Origin of the sequence: Burkholderia sp. AU32262, from assembly GCF_020419985.1 — a bacterium.
Taxonomy (GTDB): Bacteria; Pseudomonadota; Gammaproteobacteria; order Burkholderiales; family Burkholderiaceae; genus Burkholderia; species Burkholderia semiarida.
The window spans coordinates 76,129-95,011 of sequence record NZ_JAIZRS010000004.1 but is presented as its reverse complement, the minus strand read 5'-3'; the positions used below and the strand labels follow the sequence as shown (position 1 = coordinate 95,011).

At 66.9% G+C, this 18,883-nt stretch carries 17 protein-coding genes and 2 pseudogenes; 11 read left to right on the top strand and 8 right to left on the bottom strand.

Annotation, left to right across the window (positions count from 1 at the left end; genetic code table 11):
• Positions 1-100: 100 nt before the first annotated feature.
• The 3 genes and pseudogenes from LGN10_RS05725 to LGN10_RS05715 all read left to right on the top strand — a co-directional run.
• Positions 101-412 carry a helix-turn-helix transcriptional regulator gene (locus LGN10_RS05725; protein ID WP_319000568.1) on the top strand — a complete coding sequence of 104 codons (312 nt, stop codon included), beginning with the start codon at positions 101-103 and terminating at the stop codon, positions 410-412.
• Positions 409-1,668 (top strand): type II toxin-antitoxin system HipA family toxin, encoded by a 1,260-nt coding sequence (locus LGN10_RS05720; RefSeq protein WP_124859045.1) that lies wholly within the window; start codon positions 409-411, stop codon positions 1,666-1,668. The genes LGN10_RS05725 and LGN10_RS05720 overlap by 4 nt, the downstream gene beginning before the upstream one ends.
• Positions 1,669-1,758, top strand: a pseudogene (locus tag LGN10_RS05715) (TIGR00366 family protein); the annotation flags it as partial. It lies immediately after the preceding gene.
• Between the two features lie 65 nt (positions 1,759-1,823).
• On the opposite strand, the gene LGN10_RS05710 reads toward LGN10_RS05715, so the two are convergent.
• The 4 genes from LGN10_RS05710 to LGN10_RS05695 all read right to left on the bottom strand — a co-directional run bounded on the left by LGN10_RS05710 (position 1,824) and on the right by LGN10_RS05695 (position 5,903).
• Positions 1,824-3,152, bottom strand: coding sequence for an MFS transporter (locus LGN10_RS05710; protein ID WP_226222160.1), 1,329 nt, complete (start codon positions 3,150-3,152; stop codon positions 1,824-1,826).
• Between the two features lie 191 nt (positions 3,153-3,343).
• Positions 3,344-4,276 (bottom strand): 3-keto-5-aminohexanoate cleavage protein, encoded by a 933-nt coding sequence (locus LGN10_RS05705; protein WP_226222158.1) that lies wholly within the window; start codon positions 4,274-4,276, stop codon positions 3,344-3,346.
• 36 nt (positions 4,277-4,312) lie between these two features.
• Positions 4,313-5,119, bottom strand: coding sequence for an SDR family oxidoreductase (locus tag LGN10_RS05700; RefSeq protein ID WP_226222155.1), 807 nt, complete (start codon positions 5,117-5,119; stop codon positions 4,313-4,315).
• Between the two features lie 73 nt (positions 5,120-5,192).
• Entirely contained in the window at positions 5,193-5,903 is a 711-nt protein-coding gene (locus LGN10_RS05695; RefSeq protein WP_226222152.1) for a GntR family transcriptional regulator, read from the bottom strand.
• Positions 5,904-6,287: 384 nt separating this feature from the next.
• Here LGN10_RS05695 and LGN10_RS05690 point away from each other — a divergent pair, with 384 nt between their 5' ends.
• The gene (locus tag LGN10_RS05690; protein WP_226222149.1) at positions 6,288-6,740 is read left to right on the top strand and encodes a type VI secretion system amidase immunity protein Tai4; all 453 of its coding nucleotides are present in this window, start codon (positions 6,288-6,290) and stop codon (positions 6,738-6,740) included.
• A 54-nt stretch (positions 6,741-6,794) separates the two neighbouring features.
• Here LGN10_RS05690 and LGN10_RS05685 read toward each other — a convergent pair whose 3' ends face one another.
• Positions 6,795-7,586 (bottom strand): IclR family transcriptional regulator, encoded by a 792-nt coding sequence (locus LGN10_RS05685; protein WP_226222147.1) that lies wholly within the window; start codon positions 7,584-7,586, stop codon positions 6,795-6,797.
• Between the two features lie 160 nt (positions 7,587-7,746).
• Here LGN10_RS05685 and LGN10_RS05680 point away from each other — a divergent pair, with 160 nt between their 5' ends.
• From LGN10_RS05680 to LGN10_RS05660, 5 genes are all read left to right on the top strand, one after another.
• Entirely contained in the window at positions 7,747-8,523 is a 777-nt protein-coding gene (locus LGN10_RS05680) for an ABC transporter substrate-binding protein (RefSeq protein ID WP_226222145.1), read from the top strand.
• An 88-nt stretch (positions 8,524-8,611) separates the two neighbouring features.
• The gene (locus LGN10_RS05675) at positions 8,612-9,268 is read left to right on the top strand and encodes an amino acid ABC transporter permease (RefSeq protein WP_059574444.1); all 657 of its coding nucleotides are present in this window, start codon (positions 8,612-8,614) and stop codon (positions 9,266-9,268) included.
• Positions 9,265-10,020, top strand: coding sequence for an amino acid ABC transporter ATP-binding protein (locus tag LGN10_RS05670; protein WP_060310980.1), 756 nt, complete (start codon positions 9,265-9,267; stop codon positions 10,018-10,020). Before LGN10_RS05675 ends, LGN10_RS05670 begins: the two co-directional genes overlap by 4 nt.
• Complete coding sequence (locus LGN10_RS05665; protein WP_226222142.1) at positions 10,017-11,327, top strand: NAD(P)/FAD-dependent oxidoreductase; 1,311 nt, start codon at positions 10,017-10,019, stop codon at positions 11,325-11,327. The genes LGN10_RS05670 and LGN10_RS05665 overlap by 4 nt, the downstream gene beginning before the upstream one ends.
• Positions 11,328-11,416: 89 nt before the next feature.
• The gene (locus LGN10_RS05660) at positions 11,417-12,157 is read left to right on the top strand and encodes a class I SAM-dependent methyltransferase (RefSeq protein WP_226222139.1); all 741 of its coding nucleotides are present in this window, start codon (positions 11,417-11,419) and stop codon (positions 12,155-12,157) included.
• Between the two features lie 24 nt (positions 12,158-12,181).
• On the opposite strand, the gene LGN10_RS05655 is transcribed toward LGN10_RS05660, so the two are convergent.
• Both LGN10_RS05655 and LGN10_RS05650 read right to left on the bottom strand, forming a co-directional pair.
• Positions 12,182-13,603, bottom strand: coding sequence for a cytochrome-c peroxidase (locus tag LGN10_RS05655; RefSeq protein WP_226222135.1), 1,422 nt, complete (start codon positions 13,601-13,603; stop codon positions 12,182-12,184).
• 94 nt (positions 13,604-13,697) lie between these two features.
• A complete protein-coding gene (locus LGN10_RS05650) occupies positions 13,698-15,371 on the bottom strand; it encodes a phospholipase C (RefSeq protein WP_226222133.1) in 1,674 nt (557 codons plus the stop codon).
• 401 nt (positions 15,372-15,772) lie between these two features.
• On the opposite strand from LGN10_RS05650, the gene LGN10_RS05645 reads away from it, so the two are divergent.
• Positions 15,773-16,630, top strand: coding sequence for an EamA family transporter (locus tag LGN10_RS05645; protein ID WP_059574438.1), 858 nt, complete (start codon positions 15,773-15,775; stop codon positions 16,628-16,630).
• Positions 16,631-16,657: 27 nt separating this feature from the next.
• On the opposite strand, the gene LGN10_RS05640 is transcribed toward LGN10_RS05645, so the two are convergent.
• The gene (locus LGN10_RS05640) at positions 16,658-17,131 is read right to left on the bottom strand and encodes an Lrp/AsnC family transcriptional regulator (protein ID WP_059574437.1); all 474 of its coding nucleotides are present in this window, start codon (positions 17,129-17,131) and stop codon (positions 16,658-16,660) included.
• A gap of 321 nt (positions 17,132-17,452) precedes the next feature.
• On the opposite strand from LGN10_RS05640, the pseudogene LGN10_RS05635 reads away from it, so the two are divergent.
• A pseudogene (locus LGN10_RS05635) lies at positions 17,453-18,839 on the top strand (amino acid permease).
• The last annotated feature ends 44 nt before the right edge of the window (positions 18,840-18,883 follow it).

The following is an 18,883-nucleotide window of genomic DNA, read 5'->3' as shown; positions in this document are numbered from 1 at the left end:
AAGACCCAACAATCGGGGATTATATTTCTTGAGCGTATCTCGCTCATAACTCTATAATATTGTGAGTTATCAGAGATAAAGCATTCTAAGATCCACTATGTTGGAATTAAGTTTCCGCAAGCCCGACGAAATCGTCACCCTCCTTTGTGCGCGGCTTCGCACGGAGCGGCTCGCGTTGCAACTGACGCAGAGCGACGTAGCCGCGCGTGCCGGCGTCGGTGCCAATACCGTGTCCAATCTCGAAGCTGGCCGCAATGTGAGCCTCGAGACGGTAATCCGTGTAGCGATGGTTCTGGGACGCAGCAAGGAACTCGAGGGACTTTTCCTGCCGAAGCTCGATAGCCTGGAAGACGTTCACCGGTATGAAAAAAGTGCCAAACGCCGGCGCGTCAAGAGGGGTAACCAGAAATGATCGAGCGGATCGATGTCTACTACGACGGCTGGGGGGAACACTGGCTGTGGGGATCGATGGTTTCCACGACCGCGATCACGGGGCGCCCGTTGGTCGTATTCGAATATAGCGACGACGCGCGCAAGAGGGGGCTGGAACTGTCGTCTTATGCGCTCCCATTGCATGGGGCGAGGCTGCGCAAGGACTTTCCGGCCCACCAGCTTGGATTGCCCGGACCGGTCTATGACGCGTTGCCCGATGGATGGGGCATGTTGCTGATGGACCGCTTGTTCAAACGCCGCGGTCTCAACGCCGCACGTATCGGGCCGCTGGAGCGATTGGCTTACATTGGCAACCATGCAATGGGCGCCCTGTCGTTCGAGCCCGTCGCGCCCGAGATCCTGGCGCCGCAGCAGGATATCCCCCTCGCTCGGCTTGCGGCCGAGGTACAGGAAGTTCTCGATGGCGAGGGTGGCGAATTCCTTCATCAATTGCTGCAGGTCGGTGGCTCTCCGCAAGGCGCCAGGCCAAAGGCCCTGGTCTATCGTGATCCGCGGTCCGGCGTATTTACCACGGCCGCGGTGGCAGGCTTTGAAGCGTGGTTGGTCAAGTTCCCGGCTCGGCAAGAGCATCCCGAGGTGTGTGCGATCGAAATGGTCTACGCCGAGTGCTTGCGCATGTGCGGCATCGAGACCCCGGACACGCTGCATTTCAATTTGCCTGACGGGATGGCGGCATTTGCGTCCCGGCGTTTCGATCGACTGGACGGTCTGCGCGTGCCCATGCAAAGCGTTGCCGCGTTCACCGGCGCCGATTACAAAACGCCGGGTGCGCTGGATTACGTGAATTTCTTGCGCGCCACTCACATGTGCACCAACGACGTACGCGAGAAGGCGCGGGCGTTTGAACGGGCTGTCTTCAATGTCGCATTCAACAATCGCGACGATCATCCGAAGAACTTCGCGTACGTCATGTCGCGATCCGGCGAGTGGAAGCTCGCGCCGGCCTACGACGTGACATTCTGCGAGGGGCCGGGCGGTTACCACCAAATGGACGTCATGGGCGAGGCGCTGCGGATCGACCGAGCCGCATTGCTCGGACTGGCAAAGGAAGCGGAGCTTCCCGCAGCCGCTGCCGGCGACATGATCGACGGAATGTGCGGCGTGGCCAGCCAGTTTTCGACCATTGCGAAGTGCCGCTACGAGGGGATCATCACCGAAGACACCCTCATGGACATCCAGCGCCGAATCGACGAGAACGTTGCGCTGCTGCACTAGGGGCTCGGCATGCGCGACATCATGGGGTATTGCGTGACGACGATGCTGTTCTCGGGCGTCGTGTTCGTCGGGGCGATGTATCTGTTCTGACGACGTGAGGCGAGAGGCGGGCGGGGCTGAGCCCACCTCCCGCCAGCTTGATTCCAGCCTGCCTGTCAGCCGCGCGACCGCGCGTCGGCGCGCTCGTGCCCGTGACGCAACGCGAGGCTCGCGACCGCCGCGACGACGAGCGCGGCTGCCAGCAGCGTCAGCCCGTTCTTCGCGTTGCCGGTTGCCTGTTCGATCGCGCCGACGACGGTCGGCCCGACGAAGCCGCCGAGCAACCCGCACGTATTCACGAGTCCGAGCCCGCCGGCCAGTGCGCTGCCCGCGAGGCGCGACGCCGGAAACGTGAACACGATCGACTGCACGACGAAGAACATCGACGCGGCCACGCACACGCAGAGCAGCCCCGCCACCGGAGACGCATGCGCGGCGCCGACCATCCCGGCCGCCATCACGACGAGCCCCGCGCACAGCATCCGCCGCGAATGACGCGATTCGCGTGCGAAGCGCGGCAGCGTCCCGGCCCCGAGCGCGGCGGCGAGCCAGGGCAACGACGTCAGCAACCCGACCGCCACCGGCGAAAGACGTCCCGACGCGCCGATGATGCCCGGCAGGAAGAGGATCACCGTGTAGATGGTCAACTGGTGGCAGAAGTACACGAAGATCGCGAGCCAGATCTGCGGATCGCGCAGCGCGGCGCCGAATGCATGGCCGCCGTGCGCGGCGACGCCCGCGTCCTGTTCGGCCGCGAGCTTCCGCTCGAGCGCGCGGCCGGTTTCCGGCGCGAGCCACGGCGCGGCGCTCGGACGGTCCGGCAACCGTGCCCACACGACGAACGCGAGCAGGATCGCCGGAATGCCTTCGACGACGAACAGCCATTGCCAGCCGTGGAAGCCGAACGTGCCGTCGAGCTCGATCAGCGCACCGGCGAGCGGCCCGCCGACGATGTTGGCGATGCACACGCCGAGCAGGAAGTAGCCGGTCGCGCGCGCACGCTCCTCGCGGCCGAACCAGTACGTCAGATACAGCATCACGCCCGGAAACAGGCCGGCTTCGGCCACGCCGAGCAGCAGGCGCATCACGTAGAACGACGTCTCGCCGCGGACGAACGCCATCGCGACCGACAGCGCGCCCCAGGTGATCATGATCCGCGTGATCCAGAAGCGCGCGCCGACGCGATGCATGATCAGGTTGCTCGGGATCTCGAAAAGCGCGTAGGTCAGGAAGAACAGCCCCGCGCCGAGCCCGTACGCGGCCGACGAAATGCCGAGATCGACCCCCATCGAATGTTTGGCGAACGCGATGTTGGTGCGGTCGAGAAAGCTGATCACGTACGCGGCGATCAGCAGCGGCATGAGTTTGCGGAACAGCAGCCGGTTCAGCGACGCGTGCGCGTCGCCGGCGGCGGAAGGCAAGGCCTGGGCGTGATGAGTGGACATGCGGACGACTCCGGTAAGGGCGAACCGGCGCGCACGGCAAGCACGGCGCGCCGCGTTCGGCAAATGCCGCTGCGGTCGCAGCGGATGGGCAGACGACGGAGCCGCGCCGGCGGCGCTCGAATGGAGCGGGGCGATCAAGGGCGCCTTGTCACTGCGCTTGCGGATGCTGCTGTTGGGGAATGGCCCGGCGCTCAGAAATTCACCGCGTCCCCGCCCTTGAGCGCGAGCATCGCGCGCGCCTCGGCCGGCGTCGCGATCTCGAGCGACAGGCCTTCGAGCACCTGGCGCATTTTCAGGACCTGGGCGGCGCTCGATTCCGCGAGCTTGCCGGGCGCGATCCACAGCGAATCCTCGAGCCCGACCCGTACGTTCGCGCCCTGCGCGGCGCCGATCGTCGCGAGCGGAATCTGGTTGCGCCCGGCGCCGAGGATCGACCACACGTAATCGGCGCCGAACAGGCGGTCGGCCGTGCGGCGCATGTGCATCAAATCCTCCGGATGCGCGCCGATCCCGCCGAGCAGCCCGAACACGCTTTGCACGAAGAACGGCGGCTTCGCGAGCCCGCGATCGACGAAATGCGCGAGGTTGTACAGGTGCGAGATGTCGTAGCACTCGAATTCGAACCGCGTGCCGTTCGCGCCGCAGCGCGTGAGGATCGTCTCGATGTCCGCGAACGTGTTCTTGAACACGAGATCGCGGCTTTTCTCGAGATGCTCGCGCTCCCACGGATGCTTCAGCTCGCGAAAGCGCTCGAGCATCGGGTACAGCCCGAAGTTCATCGAGCCCATGTTCAGCGACGCGATCTCGGGCTGGAAGTGCAGTGCGGGTTGCAATCGTTCGTCGACCGTCATGTGCGGGCTGCCGCCCGACGTGAGGTTGATCACCGCGTCGGTCTGCGCCTTGATGCGCGGCAGGAATTCGGCGAACACGGCTGGATCCTGCGTCGGCCTGCCGTCGGACGGGTTGCGTGCGTGCAGGTGCAGGATCGCCGCGCCGGCCTGCGCGGCCGCGACCGCGGCCGTTTCGATTTCGTGCGGCGTCACGGGCAGGTACGGCGACATCGACGGCGTATGGATCGCGCCGGTCGGCGCACAGGTGATGATGACTTTGCGAGCGTTTGCCACGGATGGATTCCTTTCGATGAACGGTGCAGGGGGGGCTCAGAGCACTTCGACGTTGCCGCAGACGGAGATCGCCTGGCCCGTGATCCCGTGCCCGCCCGGCGAACACAGGAACAGCGCGGTCGCGGCGATTTCGGCCGGATCGGTCATGCGCCGCAGCGAGATCTTCTCGAGATAGCGCTTTTCCATTTCTTCGTAGCCGATGCCGAGCTGCTGCGCGCGCGCCTCGATCACGCGGCGCATTCGCGGGCCGCGCACGATGCCGGGCTGGATCGCGTTCACGCGGATGCCGAGCGGCCCGAGTTCGATCGCGAGGCTCTTCACGAGGCCGACCACCGCCCATTTGGTGGCCGCGTACGGCGTGCGGAACGCGTAGCCGAGCCGGCCGGCGACCGACGACAGCGCGATGATCGCGCCGCCGTGTTTCGACTCGCGCAGCAGCGGCACCGCGCGGCGGGCGAACTGGAATTGCGCGTTCAGGTTGATCGCGACGGTCTGCTCCCACTGCACGGGGTCGATTTCGTCGATGCCGCCGGTCGGGCCGGCGATGCCCGCGTTGTTGACCAGCACGTCGAGGCCGCCGAGCGTGGTCGACACGTCGGCGAACACGCGCTCGACGGCGGCCGGGTCGGATACGTCGGCGAGCGTTGCACCGATCGCACTGGCCGCGGCGCGCGGCGGCCGGTCGGCGAGCGCGGCGATCGCGGCTTGCGACGCGTCGCACACGTGCACGCGCGCGCCGCATTCGGCGAACGCGTCGGCGATTTCGAGGCCGATACCCGACGCGCCGCCCGTCACGAGGACGCGCAGGCCGTCATAGGGTTTCAGTAGTTCGGAAGCTGTCATGCCGGGTCGTCTCCATCGTTGGTGTAGTGGGATGGCGGCCGCTCGTGCGGCGGGCGGCCGTGGCAAGCGGTCGCTACGGTTTCGCGTTCACGGTCCGCGGTGTCTGTTCGGCCCGCAGCGTCTCGGCGAGATCGTGCGCGGCGCCGCCGATGTCGAGCGCGATGCCGGCCCGCACGCCCGCGCCGTCGCGCCGTTCGAGCGCATCGACGATCGCGCGGTGCGCATCCATCGAGCGCCGCATGTGCGGGATGTCGAGCGCGACCATCTTGAGGAACGGGCCGACGCGCATCCACAGGTTCTCGACGATCGCGAGCGTGTTTTCGCTGGCGCCGTGCGCGTAGATCGCGCTGTGGAACGCGAAATTGCTTTGCAGGTAGGCGCGCGAGCGGCCGGCCTCGGCGTGTGCCTGCATCGTTTCGCAGGTCTTGCGCACGGCCGCGATCTGCGCGTCGGTCATTCGGGCGCACGCGCGCTCGGCGATGCAGCCTTCGAGCGCGATGCGCACGTCGCGCAGTTCGTCGAGCATGTCGAGCGTCATCGGTGGGACGACGAGCGCCCGATTCGGGCCGTCGACCAGCGCGCGTTCGGCGCGCAGCCGCGTGAGCGCGGCACGCACGGGCATCGTCGACGAGCCGACCGCCTCGGCGACGCTGCGCAGGCTCAGCGCCTGGCCAGGCGCGAAGCGGCCGCTCATCAGCGCTTCGCGCAGTTGCTGGTAGACCTTGTCTCCCATCGTTTCCTGTTCGATGGCTTTCAGGGCGGGGGGAACGATACGAGGCGGCAAGGCGGGGTTCTCCTGGGTTTGATCTGCGATCTGTGATCACACTGTCGATGGGTGAAGTCTTGACGATCGGGGGAGCCGAGTCAAGTCGAACGGGATCGGGGAAAACGAGGAGGCGGGTGGGCGAACAGGCTCGCAGACCGATGCGTATCCAGTCGCTCTTTCTTGTCGAAACCCTTCCATTCAGGGCCGCGACAGTCGGCAATACTTTTCCACGTCAAGGTTCGATCCGGGTCTCGCGGCACGGGCCGCGCGTTGCGCAACATCGATCGGGATGGCATGGAGCCGAGCCACGCTATTCAACGGGCGCACATGTTACGACCATTGCTACTTCAACGAGCCGGGCGCGCGGTATCGTACCGATCGCGCAAACTTTTGGAGCTTGTCATGAGGGGAGTCCGGATCGCTGCCGCGTTCGCGTGCATCGCGTTTCAACCGGCGATGGTCGTGGCGAAGGACGCCGCACAGCCGTCGCCCGAAGCCGGCTCACGGACTTACCTCCAGGACTTCAAGGACATGGTGCTCGCGGAGTGCCTGGCTACCGCTTACAAGCACGAGCCCGGCGCGAGCACGGACATCGGCAGCAGCGCCAGCGCGTTGCGCGACTGGACCTACTACGACATGGAACGTGCGCCGGACGTGATTCACGCGCTGGTCGCGAAGTCTCTGGCGCGCGACTATCGGAATCCGATTGTCGAATCCGAAGTCCGGGATGTGAAGTTCGACTTCCTGAAGTGCCTCGATCTGTATCACGGCAAGGAACTGGACGCTGCGGCGAAGAAGCTCGTATTGCGCCCGAACGGTACCTACCGGGCCGAGCATTCCCCAAAGCCGCGGTAGCGATCAAACGCCGCTGCGCAATGCAGCCGCGCGCCGCGCGTCATTTCCCCGGCGCTATTCAAGCGTGCGGATCGAATTGCTGATGCCGCGCGCGCAGTCGATCACCGCCGGCGCGAGCTTGCGGCGCGCGTCGTCGAACGTCCAGCGGCTCGTCGGCGCGACCACGTGCACGGCCGCGACCGGCTGTCCCTGACTGCCGAGCACCGGTGCGGCGATCGACATGTCGCCGATGAACAATTCTTCCTGGTTGGTCGCGTAGCCTTCGCGCCGCGCGCCATCGAGCAATGCGACGAGATCGTCGAGCGCCGTGACCGTGCGCGGCGTATGCGGCGTGCGCACCATGCCGTCGAGCCGCGCGCGCGCATCGTCCGGCGGCAACGCGCTCAGGAACGCACGGCCGGAGCCCGTGCAATACATCGGGATACGGCTGCCGATCGGCATGTGGATCGGCACGAACTTGGTGGACACGAAACGCGCGACGTACACCATTTCATCCTCGTCCGGCTCGGTGAGGTTGGTGGTTTCGCCGGTCAGGTTCGTGAGCTCGGACAGGAACGGATTCGCGACGTCGATCAACGTGTCGGCCGCGAGATAGTTGAAGCCGATCCGCATTACGTGCGGCGTGAGCTGGTAACGCCGCGTGACCGGATGCTTGCGGATGTAGCCGAGCTTCTCGAGCGTGTAGACCATCCGCTGCGCGGAGCTTTTCGTCATCCCCGCCGCGTCGGCCACTTCCGCCAGCGTCATCGTGCGCCGCTTCGCGCTGAACGCGCGCAGCACGTTCAGCCCTTTTTCCAGCGACTGGTTGAACAGCAGATCGTTTGCTTGGTCGGGCAAGGTGTCCATGGCGAGGGGCGCGAGCGATTCGATATCGCATCATATCGTATCGAATATCGATACGCAAAAATCTGTTTGCGATATTTTTGATTCGTTCTAAGATCGGGTCATCGTCGCAGTGTCGATCAGCGGCCGGCCGGCGCATCGGATTATTCGAGAAGGAGTCACCATGGTTCCATTCATCAAGCGGTTCGGCGCACTGGCCGCCGGTTTCGCCACCTGTATCGCACTCTCCACTGCTTCGGCGAGCGCCGTTGCCGCGGAGCCCACGCTGAAGGTCGGCGCGACGGCCACCGGCGTGCCGTTCACGTTTCTCGACGTCAAGAGCAATTCGATCCAGGGGATGATGGTCGATGCGATCACCGCGGCCGGGAAGTCGGCCGGGTTTCGCGTCGACGTGCAGCAGACCGTGTTCTCCGCGCTGATCCCGTCGCTCACCACGCAGAAGATCGACATCATCTCGGCCGCGATGCTGAAGACGCCGGCGCGCCAGCAGGTCGTCGATTTCTCCGACACCATCTACTCGTTCGGCGAAGGCCTGATCGTGAAGGCCGACGACCCGGGCCGCTACACGTCGATGGACGATTTCAAGGGGCAGGCGGTCGGCGCGCAGGTCGGCACGGCGTTCGTCGATGCGCTCAACAAGAAGGGCATCTTCAAGGAAGTCCGGACCTACGATTCGATCGCCGACATCATGCGCGACGTCGCGCTCGGGCGCATCAAGGCCGGCTTCGCGGACCAGCCGATCGTCGCGTACCAGATCGAGCACGGCGTCAATCGCCAGGTGCGGCTCGTGCCCGAATACCAGAGCGTCGTGAAGGGGCAGGTGTGCTTCATCGTGCGCAAGGGCGACACCGCCATGCTCGAACAGCTCAACGGCGCGATCCGCAAGATGAAGAGCGACGGCACGCTGCAGCAGATCCTGCAGAAGTGGCACATGAGCTGAGCGTCCGCGCCCAAGTTCCGACCGGTATCGCCCGCACGTCGCGGGCATCCACGGCGGCGCGCCGTCCGGGCGTCGCATAGGAGACCTCATGTTTTTCCAGAACGCGATCGATTTCCTGCCGATCCTGCTGAAGGGCGCGGTGGTCACGATCGAGATCACCGCATGCGCGTTCGTGCTCAGCTCGGTGCTCGGGCTGATCCTCGCATTGCTGAAGGTGTCGCGCAATCGGGCCGTATCGACGGCCGGCAGCACGATCATCAACGTGATCCGCGGGCTGCCGATCATCGTGCAACTGTTCTACATGTACTTCGTGCTGCCCGATCTCGGCGTGCAACTGTCGGCGTTCCAGGCTGGCGTGCTGGGCCTCGGCATCGCGTATTCGGCGTATCAGGCCGAGAATTTCCGCGCCGGCATCGAGGCGATCGACCGCGGCCAGATCGAAGCCGCGCACGCGATCGGCATGCGTGGGCCGATGATCATGCGGCGCGTGGTGCTGCCGCAGGCGTTCCGCATCGCGCTGCCGCCGTACGGCAACACGCTGGTGATGCTGCTGAAGGATTCGTCGGTCGCGTCGACGATCACGGTCGCCGAGATCACGCGCGCCGGCCAGCTGATCGCGTCGTCGACGTTCCAGAACATGAGCGTCTACACGCTCGTCGCGCTGCTGTATCTCGCGCTCGGCCTGCCGCTGATGTTCGGCGTGAACCGGCTCGGCAAGCGGCTCGCACTGAGGAGAGGCGCATGATCCGGATCGATTCGATACACAAGCGGTTTCAGCAGCACGCGGTGCTGAAGGGCGTGAGCCTCGACGTGCGGCAGGGGGAGGTCGTGTGCCTGATCGGGCCGTCGGGTTCCGGCAAGTCGACCGTGCTGCGCTGTATCAACGGCTTCGAGACCTACGACGAAGGGTCGATCACGATCGACGGCGTGAAGGTCGACGCGCATTCGAAGCGGATCCACGAATTGCGAATGCGGGTCGGCATGGTGTTCCAGCGCTTCAACCTGTTCGCGCACCGCACCGCGCTCGAGAACGTGATGGAAGGGCCCGTGCACGTGCGGCGCATGCCGGCCGCGCAGGCGCGCGAGCAGGCCCGCGCACTGCTCGACAAGGTCGGGCTCGCGCACCGGATGAATGCGTATCCGTCGGAGCTGTCGGGCGGGCAGCAGCAGCGCGTCGCGATCGCGCGCGCGCTCGCGATGGAGCCGCAGGCGATTCTGTTCGACGAGCCGACGTCGGCACTCGACCCCGAGCTCGTCGGCGAAGTGCTCGGCGTGATGCGCGGGCTCGCTCGCGACGGGATGACCATGGTGGTCGTCACGCATGAAATGGCATTCGCACGCGAGGTGGCCGATCGCGTGTGCTTCCTGCACGACGGCACGATCTGCGAGAGCGGACCGGCGCGCGACGTGCTCACGCAGCCGACGCATCCCCGTACGCAGGAATTCCTGCGCCGCTTGCTGGCGTCGGACGGCGCCGACCACCCGGATCGAACATGAGCGCAACGAACGCGGCACCCGGATGGCCCGGCTCGCGGTGGCCGGATTCGCTGTGGGCGGCGACCGCCGCGCCGGCGCCCGATACGCCCGCGCTCGACGCGTCCGCGTCGTGCGACGTGGCGATCGTCGGCGCCGGCTTCACCGGCCTGTCGACCGCACTTCATCTGGCCGAACGCGGCGTGAACGTCCGCGTGATCGACGGCGCGCAGCCGGGGTGGGGCGCGTCGGGCCGCAACGGCGGGCAGGTGATTCCCGGGCTGAAATACGACCCCGACGAACTGGTGCGCCGGTTCGGCGACGCGGCCGGCGAGCAGCTTGCCGGCATCGTCGGCGGCGCGGCCGACACGGTGTTCGACCTGATCGCGCGGCACGCGATCGACTGCGATGCGCGTCGCGAAGGCTGGATCCAGCCGGCGCCGACCGCCGCGATGCTCGATACGGTCGCGCGCCGCGCGCAGCAATGGGCCGCGCGCGGCGCGCCGGTCGACGTGCTCGGCCGCGACGACGTCGCGCGGCGGCTCGGCACGCCAGCGTATGCGGGCGGCTGGATCGATCGCCGCGCGGGCAGCGTGCAGCCGCTCAGCTATACGCGCGGCCTCGTGCGCGCAGCGCAGGCAAGCGGAGCCGTCGTGCACGGGGCGACCCGCGCCGTCGGGCTGACGCGGGCCGACGGCCGCTGGCGGATCGCGACGTCCGGCGGCGCGACGCTGTCGGCGGAGCGCGTCGTGATCGCGACCAACGGCTACACGGACGGGCTGTGGCCCGGCTTGCGCCAGTCGGTGATCGCCGCGAACAGTTTCATCGTCGCGACGGAACCGCTCGCGCCGGCGCTTGGCCGCGACATCCTCGCCGGCGGCGAGGTCGCATCGGATGCGCGGCGCCTGCTGCTGTACTTCCGCCGCGACGCGGCCGGGCGCCTGCTGATGGGCGGCCGCGGCCCGTTCGCCGACCCGCGCGCGCCGAGCGACTGGCGCCATCTCGAACGCGCGACGACGCTGCTGTATCCGCAACTGAAGGGTGTCCGGTTCGAATACCGCTGGGCGGGGCGCGTCGCGATCACCGCGGATTTCCTGCCGCACGTGCACGAGCCCGCGCCGGGCGTGACGATCGCGCTCGGCTACAACGGCCGCGGCATCGCGATGGCGACGACGCTCGGCAAGCACCTGGCCGCGCATCTGTCGGGCGATGCGCAACTGCCGCTGCCGTTGCGCGTCACGCCGATCCGGCCGATTCCGTTGCACGGGCTGCAGCGCTTCTACATCGCGGCCGGGGTCGCCTGGTATCGGTTGCTCGACAGCCTGTCGTGACGCAGGCGCGACAAGATCGCCGTCCAGGTCGCCATCCGTCGTCCGATCGGGCAGAATCGGCCAGCCCAGTTTCCACCGACGGATGCCGGATGACCGAACCGAATGACCCGACCCAATCGCCTGGCCGCCGCGCTTACGCGAGCTTCGCGCAACGCTATGCGGACATCGCGCCGACCAAGGCGCACAACGCGCTCTACGAGCGTCCGGCCACCCTGGCGCTGCTCGGCGACGTGGACGGCCTGACGGTGCTCGATGCCGGCTGCGGGCCCGGCATCTGCAGCGCGCACCTCGCCCAGGGCGGCGCGACCGTGCATGCGTTCGACGTGACGCCCGAGATGGTTGCGCTCGCGCGAACGCGCTGCGCGGGGCTCGCGGTCGACGTCACGGAAGGCGATCTGGAGGCGCCGCTCGCGTGGCTGCCCGACGCGTCGGTCGACAAGGTGCTGTGCTCGCTCGCGCTCGACTACGTGCGCGACCTCGCACCGACGCTGCGGGAATTCCGGCGTGTCGCGCGTCCGGGAGGAACGCTCGTGTTCTCGATGGCGCATCCGATGCGCGACTGGATGGACGAACGCACGCGCGGCGACGGCACGTACTTCGACACTTCGCGTTTCGGTTTTCACTGGTCGGGGTTCGGCAAGCCGAGGCCGTACGTCGAAGCATGGCGGCGGCCGCTCGCCGACATCCTGAACGCGGTCGCCGACGGCGGCTGGCGGCTCGACCGCTTCGTCGAACCGAAGCCGCTGCCGGAAATGAAAGCCGTGTCGGAACGGCTTCATGCGGAGCTGTCGCTCGCGCCGGCGTTTCTCTGCATTCGCGCGTGCTGCTGACGCGGCGCTGCGCTCGGCCGGCGTTCAGCGCTGCGGCGGCGGGTCCGTCAGCGTGCCGAGAAACGCTTCGATATCCTTGATGTCCTGCGCCGTCATCGCAGGCTTGTCGCCCGGCTTGCGATCGAACGGCGCGTCGGTCACGTCGACGTTCGCGCGATATTTCGGCGGGATGTCGTCGTATTCGTCGACCTTGCCGTCCGCGCCACGCGCATAGAACTTCTGCGGCGAGATGCTGCGCTCGTTGTAGAACGCCATCACCTGGTCGAGCGTATGGAATACGCCGTTGTGGAAGAACACGTGGCGCGTCGCCGCGTTGCGCAGCGTCGGCGTCAGGAACATCCCGCAGTACTGCGTCTGGTCCTTCAGGTCGTCGCGGAACGGCCCGCACACGCCGAGATCGTAGAACGCCGGGTTGCGGTTCTGCGCGAGCGCCCGGTTGCGCGGCGCGCCGAGCGCCTCGTACTGGTAATCGGTAAACATCGGCGGCAGCCCGTCCTTGCCGGGTTTCGACAGGTGGCAGCCCGCGCAATTCGCCTTGTCCGGATCGTTGAACAGGCGCAGCCCGCGCAATTCGGCCTGCGTGAGGCGCGCGCGGCCTTCGAGCCAGCGGTCGTACTTGCTGTCGTACGGATGGAACGACGGATCCTCGACCTGGTAGCGCGCGATCGCGAACATCGCTTCCGATACCGCGAGCTGCGGCGTGGAGAACACGCGCGCGCCGAACAGTTGCTCGAACTGCGCGCGATGCGACGACTGCGCGAGCTTGCGCGCGACGTCGTCGATGCTCGCGTTCGCCATCTCGACCGGATTCAGCAGCGGCCCGAACGCCTGTTGCTGCAGCGTATCGGCGCGGCCGTCCCAGAACATCCCGCCCTGCGGCACGAGCTGCGGCGCCGCCGACGTGCCGGCCACCTTCTGCGCCTTGACGACGCCGGCCGCCGCCGCGGCCTGCTGCGCGACGCTCGGCGCGGCGTCGTTCTCGCCGGCATCGGGGCCGATGCTGAAATTCGGCTGACGGTACAGGTACATCAGCGACGGCGGCGGACGATAGCCCTGCTGCGTCATCGCGAGGCCGCCCGGCTGCACGTCGAGCGCGTTCGGCGGGCCGTACGCGTGATCGGGGCTGTGACACGACGCGCAAGACTGCTTGCCCGACGCCGACAGCGACGGATCGTGGAACAGCGCGCGCCCGAGCTGCGCGACCGCCGACAACGGCTGCGCGGCAGGCCGCTGGAGCACGACCGGATGCGGGTTCGCGCCGGTCCAGTCGGCGACCGCGGTGCCGATCGCCGCCGGCACCTGCGCGGGAAACGCGATCGCGAACGCGCCATAGCCGAGCACGGCCGCGCCGAGGACGAACGCCGCGCGGCGCAGCACGCGGGAAGGGGCGCGCGGCGCGGGCGTGCCGGACGCATCGGGAGATGGAAACGCGGGGCGAGCTGTCATGCTGTCGGTCGAAAATCGGGCGCCGCACGAGGCGGCGCGTTAAATGGAAACGGCCGGCGCGCGATGCGCCGGCCATGCGTTCAGGCCGTACCGGTCAGATCGCCGGGGCTGTGCTCAGCACGGTGCCGAGCGTCGGGTCGAGATACAGCGGCGTCGTGTTCGGCTTCGACGTGAAGTCGAACAGGTTGCGCAGGTCGCCGGCCGTCGCGTCGAACGAGTCGCCGCCGATCCGCTGGCCGCCGAGCCAGTTGTCCTCGATGAAGCGCACGATGGACGCCTGGTCGAGCATCGTGTGGTCGACGTAGTTCTGCTTCGCGTACGGCGAGATCACGACCAGCGGAATGCGCACGCCCGGGCCGCAGCGGCCGTTCACGGTCGCGCCGTTCACGCCGGTGGTGCCGCCCGTGCCGCACTTGCCGGCGCCGTTGAGCTGGTCGACCGGGTCCGACGATGCGTGCGTCGGCGCCGTGTACACGTGGTCGTACCAGCCGTCCGAGTCGTCATAGGTGACGATCACGGCCGTGTTCTGCCAGTCCGGCTGCTGCTGCAGGAAGTTGACGACCTTCGTCACGAACGCCTGCTCGTCGAGCGGATCCGAATACCCCGCGTGCCCGTCCTGCGCGGCCGGCGCCTTCAGGTAGCTCACCGACGGGAAGTTGCCGGCCTTCACGGCGGCGAAGAAGTCGTCCGTGTCGTACTGGTGGTTCGCCGGTTCGGGCGTCTTGCCGTCGGTCTCGACGCTCGAACCGATCGCGGCGATCGAGCTCGGGCGCGTGTGTTGCGGGTTCGCGGTCGACGCGTAGTACTGGAACCAGTTGTGATGCGGAATGTAGTCGGCGGTCGCGGCGTTCTCGGCGGTGGCGACCGTGCTGCGCGCGCAGCCCGTCGTGCCGTTGCCGTTCGTCGTCGACAGATTGAAGCCGCCCATGAAGCCGCCCCACGTGATCTTCGCGGCGTTCAGCAGGTCGCCGATGTTCTTGCCGGTCATCATCGCCTGGTCGGTCGTGCTCGAACACACGTCGAAGCCCGGGTCGACGTCGTTGATCATCGTGAGGCCGCCCTGGCCGTCGTTGATGTAGTACGAGGTCGCGGCGAGCGTCGACGGCTGCTTCGACGTCTTGACGATCTGCATCCCGTTGGTCTGGCCCGACACGACGTTCAGCGCGCCCGGCGTCGACGGGCCGTAGACCGTCGTGTACGTGTTGTCGCTCATCGCGAAGCGCTGTGCGTAGTTCCACAACGCGGTCACCGTGTTGCCGTCGAAATAGCCCATCACCTGGCCTTTCGTGCCGAACGCGCCGGCGCCGCCGGACGAGCCCTTGCCCGTGTACTTCGGGAACAGATCCGCAAGACCGTTGTCCTCGGCCTGCTGTTCGGCCGTGTACGCGTGGTTCTGGTCGGCGGTCGCGGCCTGCGTGCGGTCGAGGCGGAACGGGTTCGCCGCGTCGGCGCCGTTGGCCGTGTTCGTGAAGTTCGGGTTCGCGGTGAGCAGCGTGCCCGTCAGGCCGTTCGGCGTCGGCGTGCCGGGTTTCGCGGTGAACGCCGGTTCGCCCGACGGGTTCGTCGCGTTCGGATAGGTGCCGAAGTAATGATCGAACGAGATGTTTTCGCCGTAGATCACGACGACGTGCTTGATCGGCGTGGCGGTCTGCAGCGCATCCTGCGACGACACGGCGGCCGTCGGCGTGGAATCGTCACTGCCGCCGCAGGCGTACAGCGCAAGCGTGGCGCCGGCGCAGGCGGTGACGAGCAAGGCTTGACGGAACATCGGGAAACTCCAGGGTAAGGCCTTCGATGGTGGAGAACGGCCTCGTCGCCGTGTCGGTTCGGCGCGGAGCTCGTGAGGAAGCACGCGCATTGGAACAGCCGCGTATGAAAATATGGGGACGGAGTGTTTTCGCGACGGTTGCGCCGCGGTATCGGTTTCATTACGACCCGGCGCGATGCGAAAGAGAACGGAAAGGGGCGGACTGTCCGCAACCTCCACGTCACAGGTCGCCGCATGCCGGTCGCTTGCGACGCCAGCATTGCCGGGCGGGCGACGGGGAGCCGCCGGCCGGATCGTTGGCGGGGCGTCGCGCGTCGCTTTTTTGACAATACGGTGACGCGTTCATACGATGAACGCCTGCCGTGCACCGTGCGGCTTCCGACCGTCAGGGAGTATTGAGCGTGCCGATCCCCGTTCTGTTTGCCGTTCTGTGCGCGGCGTTCCTGCACGCATCATGGAATGCGCTCGTGCGCAGCAGCGGCGACCGGCTGCGCTCGGCCACGGTGCTGCAGATCGCGATCGGGCTGTTCGCGCTGCTGTTCCTGCCGGCCGCCGCGCCGATCACGCCGGCGAGCTGGCTCTGCGTCGTCGCGTCGGCCGTGATCCACGTCGTCTATACGCTGCTGCTCGTCCGTGCTTACGAGCACGGCGACCTGAGCGTCGCGTACCCGGTCGCGCGCGGCACCGCGCCGCTGCTGGTCACGCTCGGCGCGGCGGCGTTCGCGGGCGAGCGCCTGAACGTCGGCGCGCAATGCGGGCTCGTGCTGATCTGCGCGGGCATCATGGCGATCGGGCTGGAGCGCGGGCGCGGCGCGAAACACCGGATGATGCAGGTGCTGCCGACCGCGTTCGCGACCGGCGTGTCGATCGCGGCGTACAGCGTGGTCGACGGGATCGGCGTGCGCGAGAGCGGCAGTACGGTCGGCTATACCGCGTGGATGTTCGTGCTGACAGGCGCGATGATGGCCGCGTACTACCGGCTGCGGGCGGGGCCGCTGCGGTTGACGCAGGATGTCGGCGAAACAGCGAAGGCGGCCTGCGGCGGCGTGTTCGCGGCGCTCGCGTACGGCATCGTGATCTGGGCGATGGATCGCGCACCGATGGGGCCGGTGTCGGCGCTGCGGGAAACGAGCGTGGTGTTCGCGGCGCTGATCGCGCGCGTGTATCTCGGCGAGCGGCTGACGCCGCGTCGAGCGGCAGGGTGCCTCGTGATTGCTTGCGGCGCGCTGCTGATCAGTGCGTTCGAAGCGGTGCGGTGAGCGCGCCGGCGCGGTGCGCCGGGCCGGTCAACCTTCCACCGGCATCGCACTCGTGCACTTGATCTCGTCGAGACACACGCTCGAATGCACGCCGCTCACGCCGGGAATGCGCATCAGCGTTTCGAGCAAGAACGTCGACAGCCCCTTCAGGTCGTGCGCGACGACCTTCAGCACGTAGTCGATATCGCCTGTGACCGAGAAACATTCCTGGATCTGCGCGAGATCCGACACGAGTTTCTGGAACTTCGACAGATCGCGGATATGCCCGCGCTCCATCGTCACGTGCACGAACGCGGTGACGCCGAACCCGAGCGTATCGGGGCACAGCCGGGTTTCATAACGGCGGATCGCGCCGATTTCCTCCAGCCGCCGATGGCGCCGCAAGGTCTGCGCGGGCGACAGCCCGACGGCCTTCGCCAGGTCGAGGTTCGACGCACGGCCGTTCTCCTGCAACACCGACAGCAAGTGGCGATCGATGCGATCGAGAAGCGGTTCAGGCATTTTTGTTTCCTCATCTGTCTCCTGGGCGCAATCTTATCTCATAATGTAGGGTTTGCATGAGCGGGTTACGCAACCCGATTTCGCCGTCGCGACGCTAAACTGACGCCGGATTTTCGTGTTCGGCCGCGGCAATGCGGCATGGGCGACGAGTCGGCGGCCGGTCTGGCCGGCACGCCGACGCGAATCGGGTGTCGCCCGCGCGAAAATTGCAGTCCCCAACCCGGCGTCCCCACGAACGGCCGCCGGCACAGCAAAAACAGCGCCCGGTACACCGAGGCGCGCCGCACCGCTTCCGGCGGAGGCGGGAAGAATGGAGAAGACATGGTTTCTGGAAACGACAGCGCTGGCCTCAAGCGCGGGCTGAAGAACCGGCACATCCAGCTGATCGCGCTCGGTGGCGCGCTCGGCACGGGGCTGTTCCTCGGCATCGCGCAGACGATCAAGATGGCCGGCCCGTCCGTGCTGCTCGGCTACGCGGTGGCCGGCATCGTCGCGTTTTTCATCATGCGCCAGCTCGGCGAGATGGTCGTCGACGAGCCCGTCGCCGGCTCGTTCAGCTATTTCGCCGACAAATACGTCGGCCACTTCACCGGTTTCCTGTCCGGCTGGAACTACTGGGTGCTGTACATCCTCGTCAGCATGGCCGAGCTGTCGGCCGTCGGAATCTACGTGCAGTACTGGTGGCCCGGCGTGCCGACCTGGGTGTCGGCGCTGGTGTTCTTCGTCGCGATCAACCTGCTGAACCTGGCGAGCGTGAAGTCGTACGGCGAGACGGAATTCTGGTTCTCGATCATCAAGGTCGCCGCGATCGTCGGGATGATCGGCTTCGGCGGCTGGCTGCTCGCGAGCGGGCAAGCGGGGGCCCGAAGCGAGCATCGCGAACCTGTGGCGGCACGGCGGTTTCTTCCCGAACGGCGTATCGGGGCTCGTGATGTCGATGGCCGCGATCATGTTCTCGTTCGGCGGGCTGGAGCTGATCGGCATCACCGCGGCCGAGGCGGACGATCCGAAGCACAGCATTCCGCGCGCGACCAACCAGGTGATCTACCGGATCCTGATTTTCTACATCGGCGCGCTCGCCGTGCTGCTGTCGCTGTATCCGTGGGAAAAGGTCGTCACCGGCGGCAGCCCGTTCGTACTGATCTTCCATGCGCTGAGCAGCAACGTGGTCGCGAACGTGCTGAACGTCGTCGTGCTGACGGCCGCGCTGTCGGTCTACAACAGCGGCGTGTACAGCAACAGCCGGATGCTGTTCGGCCTCGCGAAGCAGGGCAACGCGCCGAAGGTGCTGTGCTCGGTGAACAAGCGCGGCATTCCGCTCGCCGCGCTCGGCGCGTCGGCGCTCGCGACCGGCGTGTGCGTGCTGGTCAACTACTTCATGCCGGGCAAGGCGTTCGAGGTGCTGATGGGCCTCGTCGTGTCGGCGCTGATCATCAACTGGGCGATGATCACGCTGATCCACCTGAAGTTCCGCCAGGCCAAGCGTGTTGCCGGAGAAGAGACATCCTTCCGCAGTGTGGGCTATCCTTTCACGAATTACCTGTGCCTGGCATTCATGGCCGGCATTCTCGTCGTGATGTACCTGACGCCGGATCTCCGCCTGTCGGTGTACCTGATCCCGGTCTGGCTCGCGGTGCTCGCGATCGGGTATCGCTTCCGTCAGAAGAATGCGGGCTTGGCGGTGCACGACGGCGTCTCCGCACGCTGACGCAGGCCACGACCGACCATTGTTCCAAACGAGACCGACTCAAG

What these genes read in the sequence shown, in the direction of transcription:
- LGN10_RS05685 (WP_226222147.1), bottom strand. Translation starts at nt 7,586, where the DNA reads ATGGACACCTTGCCCGACCAAGCAAACGATCTGCTGTTCAACCAGTCG.
- LGN10_RS05720 (WP_124859045.1), top strand. Translation starts at nt 409, where the DNA reads ATGATCGAGCGGATCGATGTCTACTACGACGGCTGGGGGGAACACTGG.
- LGN10_RS05675 (WP_059574444.1), top strand. Translation starts at nt 8,612, where the DNA reads ATGTTTTTCCAGAACGCGATCGATTTCCTGCCGATCCTGCTGAAGGGC.
- LGN10_RS05690 (WP_226222149.1), top strand. Translation starts at nt 6,288, where the DNA reads ATGAGGGGAGTCCGGATCGCTGCCGCGTTCGCGTGCATCGCGTTTCAA.
- LGN10_RS05700 (WP_226222155.1), bottom strand. Translation starts at nt 5,119, where the DNA reads ATGACAGCTTCCGAACTACTGAAACCCTATGACGGCCTGCGCGTCCTC.
- LGN10_RS05670 (WP_060310980.1), top strand. Translation starts at nt 9,265, where the DNA reads ATGATCCGGATCGATTCGATACACAAGCGGTTTCAGCAGCACGCGGTG.
- LGN10_RS05650 (WP_226222133.1), bottom strand. Translation starts at nt 15,371, where the DNA reads ATGTTCCGTCAAGCCTTGCTCGTCACCGCCTGCGCCGGCGCCACGCTT.
- LGN10_RS05665 (WP_226222142.1), top strand. Translation starts at nt 10,017, where the DNA reads ATGAGCGCAACGAACGCGGCACCCGGATGGCCCGGCTCGCGGTGGCCG.
- LGN10_RS05660 (WP_226222139.1), top strand. Translation starts at nt 11,417, where the DNA reads ATGACCGAACCGAATGACCCGACCCAATCGCCTGGCCGCCGCGCTTAC.
- LGN10_RS05640 (WP_059574437.1), bottom strand. Translation starts at nt 17,131, where the DNA reads ATGCCTGAACCGCTTCTCGATCGCATCGATCGCCACTTGCTGTCGGTG.
- LGN10_RS05680 (WP_226222145.1), top strand. Translation starts at nt 7,747, where the DNA reads ATGGTTCCATTCATCAAGCGGTTCGGCGCACTGGCCGCCGGTTTCGCC.
- LGN10_RS05710 (WP_226222160.1), bottom strand. Translation starts at nt 3,152, where the DNA reads ATGTCCACTCATCACGCCCAGGCCTTGCCTTCCGCCGCCGGCGACGCG.
- LGN10_RS05655 (WP_226222135.1), bottom strand. Translation starts at nt 13,603, where the DNA reads ATGACAGCTCGCCCCGCGTTTCCATCTCCCGATGCGTCCGGCACGCCC.